At 71.5% G+C, this 3,623-nt stretch carries 2 protein-coding genes; both read right to left on the bottom strand.

Annotated elements, in window-relative coordinates; genetic code table 11:
• Positions 1-159: 159 nt before the first annotated feature.
• A complete protein-coding gene (locus ACFV61_RS07490; protein ID WP_380342290.1) occupies positions 160-1,566 on the bottom strand; it encodes an aspartate aminotransferase family protein in 1,407 nt (468 codons plus the stop codon).
• The gene (gene dxs, locus ACFV61_RS07485; protein WP_380490562.1) at positions 1,556-3,466 is read right to left on the bottom strand and encodes a 1-deoxy-D-xylulose-5-phosphate synthase; all 1,911 of its coding nucleotides are present in this window, start codon (positions 3,464-3,466) and stop codon (positions 1,556-1,558) included. Before dxs ends, ACFV61_RS07490 begins: the two co-directional genes overlap by 11 nt.
• Positions 3,467-3,623: the final 157 nt, after the last annotated feature.

Below are 3,623 nucleotides of genomic sequence, written 5' to 3'. Positions count from 1 at the left end.
CCTTAAAAACTTTTAACTTTGTGTTTTGGGGTTTTTTTTTTTTTTTATATCAGAGTGGTTTCCCCCCCGGGTTGGGGAGTGGGGCCGGGCCTAATCCCCACTCCCGCAACACTCCCGCAACACTCCCGCACCGCCGCCGAGCACCCGCCCAGAACCAGCTCAGCGGCTGCCGACCGCTTGCTTCACCAGCGTCCGCCCGAAGTCCCACATCAGCCCGCTCCCCCGGTGCGCGTCATCCATGATGTCGGTGAAGGCGTCCACGAACCGGTCGACGTCGCGCTCCGTGATGATCAGCGGCGGGATCAGCTTGATCACCTCCAGGTGGTCCCCGGACACCTGGGTCAGGATCCGGTGCCGCTGGAGCAGCGGGACGACCACCATCTGGGCGAACAGCCCCTTGCGCGCCGCTTGCAGAGCCGTCCAGCCGGTGCGCAGCTTGAGCGACTTGGGTCGGCCGAACTCGATGCCGATCATCAGACCCCGGCCGCGCACCTCGGCGAGCAGCTCGTACCGGTCGACCAGTGCGGCCAGCCGCTCGCGCAACTGATCGCCGACCTGACGCGCGTTCTCCACCACCTTCTCCTCGCGCATCACCTCCAGGGTCGCCAGTCCGGCCGCCATCGCCTGGGCGTTGGCACCGAAGCTGGCCGAGTGCACCAGCACCCGGTCCATCGAGGAGTACACCTTCTCGAAGATCCAGCTCTTGCCGAGCGTCGCCCCGACCGGCACGTAGCCGCCGGAGAGCGCCTTGGCCACGCAGACCAGGTCGGGCAGCACGCCCTCCTCGTGCTGGTAGGCGAAGAACTCGCCGGTACGGCCGATCCCGGTCTGCACCTCGTCGCAGATCAGCAGCGCCCTGTGCTCATGCAGCAGGGCCTGCGCGGCACGCAGCCAGCCGGGCGGCGGCGCCAGGACGCCCTTGCCCTGGATCGGCTCGACGATCAGGGCGGCGACGTCGCCGCGCTTCAGCTCCCTGGCCAGCGCGCCGAGGTCGCCGAGCGGGATGGCGGTGTCCGGCAGCAGCGGGTCGAAGCCCTTGCGGAAACCGCTCTCCCCGTTGACGGAGAGCGAGCCGGTGGTCAGCCCGTGGAAGGCGTGGTCGGCGTACAGGACGCGCCTGCGGCCGGTGGCGTACCGGGCGAACTTGAGCGCGGTCTCCACCGCCTCGGTGCCGCTGTTGCCGAAGAACACCCGGTCCAGCCCGGGCGTGTACGAGAGCAGTCGCTCGGCGAGCAGCCCGGGCAGCGGCGAGCAGTCGAAGCGGACCAGGTCCGGCAGGTCGAGGTCCATCACCTGTTGGATCGCCGATCGCACGACCGGGTGGTGGCGGCCCAGCGCGAAGATGCCGAAGCCGGCCAGCATGTCGAGGTACTCGTTGCCCTCGGCGTCGTAGAAGTACGGGCCCTTGGCGCGCTCGTAGTACTTGTCGAAGCCGATGGTGTGCAGCATGCGCGGCAGCTGCGGGTTGAGGTGGCGGCCGTGCAGCTCGTACCGCTCGGCGCCGCGTTCGGCGATCAGCGCGGCGAGGTCGAAGCTGGCGGCGGTGCGGTCGGGGTCAGCCGGCATGGCGCTGGTTCGCTCCTCGGTTCGGTAGCAGGTTCTTGGCGAAGACGGCGGTCTGGGCGGCGACTCCGGTGCCGGTCAGACCGGTCTCCTCCAGGATCTCCCCGCGCGCGGCGTGGCCGAGGAACTCCTGCGGCAGGCCGAGCACCCGCACCGGCACGTCCACGTCGGCGTCGCGCAGCGCCTGGGCGACGGCGGCGCCGACGCCACCGGTGCGGCCGTTGTCCTCGACGGTGACGACCAGCCGGTGGGCGGCGGCCAGTTCCGGCAGGACCGGGTCGACCGGTTTGACCCAGCGGGGGTCGACGACGGTCGCGGTGAAGCCCTCGGCGAGCAGCAACCGGGCGGCGTCCAGGCAGGCGGCGGCGGTGGTGCCGACCGCGACCAGGAGGATCTCCGACGGCCGGCCGGTGCGCAGCAGGACGTCCATCCCGCCGATCCGTTCGACGGCCGGCACGGCGGGCCCGATGGTGGCCTTGGGGAAGCGGACCACGGTGGGGGCGTCCTCGACCTCGACGGCCTCGCGCAGCTGGGCCCGCAGCTGTTCGGCGTCGCGCGGGGCGGCGAGCCTGAGGCCCGGGACGACCTGGAGGATCGACATGTCCCACATGCCGTTGTGCGAGGCGCCGTCGGTGCCGGTGACCCCGGAGCGGTCGAGGACGAAGGTGACGCCGAGCCGGTGCAGGGCGACGTCCATCAGGACCTGGTCGAAGGCCCGGTTCAGGAAGGTCGCGTAGACGGCGACGACCGGGTGCAGGCCGCCGGTGGCGAGGCCGGCGGCGGAGGTGACGGCGTGCTGCTCGGCGATGCCGACGTCGAAGGTGCGGTCCGGGAAGGCCTTGGCGAAGCGGGCCAGGCCGACCGGTTGGAGCATCGCCGCGGTGATCGCCACCAGGTCGGGCCGCTCGGCGCCGAGCGCGACCAGTTCGTCGCCGAACACCGAGGTCCAGGAGACTCCGCCGCTGGGCGAGATCGGCAGGCAGGTGTACGGGTCGATCGGGTTGACGGCGTGGAAGCGGTCGGCCTCGTCCTGTTCGGCGGGCCGGTAGCCGCGCCCCTTGACGGTGAGGCAGTGCACGATGACGGGGCCGCCGAAGTTGCGCGCCTGGCGCAGCGCCTGTTCGACGGCGCCGAGGTCGTGGCCGTCGATCGGCCCGAGGTACTTCAGCCCGAGGTCCTCGAACATGCCCTGGGGCGCGAAGGCGTCCTTGAAGCCCTTCTTGGCCCCGTGCAGCGCGTCGAAGATCGGCTGGCCGACGAGCGGGGTGCGCTGCAGCGCGCCCTTGCCGAGGGCGAGGAAGCGTTCGTACCCCTGGGTGGTGCGCAGGGTGGCCAGGTGGTTGGCGAGGCCGCCGATGGTCTTGGCGTAGGAACGCTCGTTGTCGTTGACGACGATGACCAGCGGCCGGTCGCGGGCCTCGGCGATGTTGTTGAGCGCCTCCCAGGCGAGCCCGCCGGTGAGCGCGCCGTCGCCGATCACCGCGACGGTGTGCCGGTCGTGCTGGCCGAGCAGTCGGGCGGCCTTGGCGAGGCCGTCGGCGTAGGACAGGGCGGTGGAGGCGTGCGAGTTCTCGACCAGGTCGTGTTCGGATTCGCCGCGCGAGGGGTAGCCGGAGAGCCCGCCCTTCATCCGCAGCCGGGAGAAGTCCTGGCGGCCGGTGAGCAGTTTGTGGACGTAGCTCTGGTGGCCGGTGTCGAAGACGATCCGGTCGTACGGGGAGTCGAAGACCCGGTGCAGGGCGATGGTCAGCTCGACCACGCCGAGGTTGGGCCCGAGGTGGCCGCCGGCGCGGGTGACGGCGTCGATCAGGAACGCGCGGATCTCGTCGGCGAGCAGCGGGAGTTCGGCCGCCGGAAGCTTTCGCAGTTCGGCCGGTGACGTGACGCTGGAGAGCAGTGACATGGGTACACCTCACGACTCGGAGTGGCGCGGTGGTGCCGCCGCCCGGCGGGGGCGGGGCCGGGGGGCGGGGGGGGGGCGGCCGCCCGCCCCCCCCCGGGCCGGCGCCCGGCGGGGGGGGGCGAGACGGTGCAGCTGGGCCCTGCGCCTCCGCCGGAGC

This window comes from Kitasatospora sp. NPDC059817, from assembly GCF_042731835.1.
Classification (GTDB): Bacteria; Actinomycetota; Actinomycetes; order Streptomycetales; family Streptomycetaceae; genus Kitasatospora.
The sequence above is the reverse complement of the archived record's forward strand: the minus strand, read 5'-3'. Positions and strand labels throughout refer to the sequence as shown.

Excerpts from the sequence above, each read along its gene's own strand:
- ACFV61_RS07490 (WP_380342290.1), bottom strand. The coding sequence starts at position 1,566 with ATGCCGGCTGACCCCGACCGCACCGCCGCCAGCTTCGACCTCGCCGCG.
- dxs (WP_380490562.1), bottom strand. The coding sequence starts at position 3,466 with ATGTCACTGCTCTCCAGCGTCACGTCACCGGCCGAACTGCGAAAGCTT.